This window comes from Stenotrophomonas sp. NPDC077659 (assembly GCF_050268705.1).
Classification (GTDB): domain Bacteria; phylum Pseudomonadota; class Gammaproteobacteria; order Xanthomonadales; family Xanthomonadaceae; genus Stenotrophomonas.
Window position 1 is genome coordinate 1 of sequence record NZ_JBNNHG010000226.1, and the last position, 1,952, is coordinate 1,952.

The 1,952-nt window shown below is 70.2% G+C and carries 2 protein-coding genes and 1 pseudogene; all 3 read left to right on the forward strand.

Translation table 11 applies throughout. The features are described from left to right. On the forward strand, window positions 1–883 hold an 883-nt coding region (locus ACQKDV_RS18705), incomplete at its 5' end, for an OmpA family protein (RefSeq protein WP_427785748.1). Between the two features lie 4 nt (window positions 884–887). Continuing rightward, window positions 888–1,670, forward strand: a complete 783-nt coding sequence (locus tag ACQKDV_RS18710; protein ID WP_427785749.1) for a ParA family protein — start codon at window positions 888–890, stop codon at window positions 1,668–1,670. Then, window positions 1,667–1,952, forward strand: a pseudogene (locus ACQKDV_RS18715) (chemotaxis protein CheW); the annotation flags it as partial. The gene ACQKDV_RS18710 and the pseudogene ACQKDV_RS18715, both read left to right, overlap by 4 nt.

Consider the following 1,952-nt stretch of genomic DNA (forward strand, 5'->3'; position numbering starts at 1 on the left):
GGCCGATGCCCTTACCGATGCCTTCGGCGGTGCACCGCGCACCATCAATCCGGTGCAGGTTGGCAACACGCAGGTGCAGGGCGGCGGCTGGGACAGCCCCTCGGTCATCAAGTCCGGCACGAAGATCGGCCCGTCGGCACCGGCGCCCACACATGACCCAACGCTGCTGCCATCGATGGCCTCGCAGATGCGCATGCCGGTATCGGTGCACAACCAGGAGCAGATTGCCCGGGCCGAGCGCCAGCTCAACAGCATCGCCGACCGGCTGACCGCCGCGCTGTCACCGCTCATCGACCGCGGCCTGATCAGCGTGCGCCGTACCGAGCTGTGGATCGAAGTGGAGATCAACAGCGACATCCTGTTCCCGACCGGCTCGGCCAACCTGGACGTACACGCGCGGCAGACCCTGGCCAGCCTGGCCGACGTGCTGCGTGACGTGCCCAACAGCGTGCGCGTGGAAGGCCACACGGACAACGTGCCGATCGCCACCGCCACCTTCCCTTCCAACTGGGAACTGTCGGCCGGCCGCGCCGCCAGCGTGGTCCATCTGTTCGCCGACCAGGGCGTGCAGCCCTCGCGGCTGGCGATGGTGGGCTACGGCCAGTTCCGCCCGCGCGAGGAAAATGACAGCGCCGCCGGCCGCAACCGCAACCGGCGGGTGATGGTCATCATCCTGGCCGACACTTCGCACTCCGTGGACCCGCTGGGCCAGCGCCTGAATGCCGCCACCGATGCCAGCGCAGGTTCGGCCGCTACCACCGCAGACGCGGCCGCCACGGCGCCGCACAGCCTCCCCCTTTCCCCCAACGCACCGGTGCAGTTGCCGCCGGTGCCGGCTGGCCGCCGCGTCGGCGCCGCCGTTCCCCCGGCAATGAAGGAGTAACCCGATGCGCATCTGGGCAGTTGCCAACCAGAAGGGTGGAGTCGGCAAGACCACCACCACCCTCGCCCTCGGTCGCGGCCTGGCCGCGCAGGGCCACCGCGTGCTGTTGATCGACCTGGACCCGCACGCGTCGCTCACCCGCGCCTTCGGCGTACCGGTGGAGCCGGCGCCGGTGGGCGTGCTGGAACTGTTCGGCACACCGCCTGCCGAACTGTCCGCACTGACCCACCCCAGCAGCACCGGCGGGCTGGACTACGTGTGCGCGCAGGCCTCGCTGGCCACCCTGGAACGGCGCAGCGCCAACCAGCCCGGCCTGGGCCTTGCGCTGCAGAACGCGCTTGCCCGCCACCACGGCCAGCACGACTACATCCTGCTGGACTGCGCCCCCACCCTGGGCCTGCTGATGATCAATGCACTGGCAGCAGCCGACCGCCTGATCATTCCGACCCAGGCCGAACCCCTGGCCCTGCATGGCTTGGACGGCATGGTCCGCACCGGCGAAATGGTCGAGCGTTCGCGCCGCCGTCCGCTGCCGATCTCGATCCTGCCCACCCTGTTCGACCGCCGCACCCGCGCCGGCAACGAATCGCTGCGCAGCATGCAGGACCGGCACGGCAGCCGCGTGTGGGATGATGCGATTCCGATCGACACCCGCATCAGCAATGCCGCGGGTCTGACCCTTCCGAGCAACGGGGAGGAGTATCCGGGCCGTGGCCTGGCCGCCTATCGCCGCGCGCTGAACTGGATCCTCGGCGAAGACGCGCGCACGCTGGAGCAGGCGGCATGACCACCACCGGCGTACTGGACGACTACCTGGACGAGCTGCTGGGCGAGGCGATTGCCGTGCCCGCACCGCCACCGGCCGCCGCTGCGCCGGTCGCGCCCGAACGCGAACCGACCTGGGACGACCTGCCTGCCGAGGTCATCTACGAGAACGGCGACACCACCGCGACCGCCGCCGTGGACGACACCTCGCTGGAGGCCGCCTTCGAAGCTGCCGCCATGCAGGCGGCGCCCGAACGCGAACCGACCTGGGACGATCTGCCTGCCGAGGTCATCTACGAGAACT

Bases quoted from the DNA above. Each gene is read 5' to 3' on its own strand.
- ACQKDV_RS18710 (WP_427785749.1), top strand. From the start codon at position 888: ATGCGCATCTGGGCAGTTGCCAACCAGAAGGGTGGAGTCGGCAAGACC.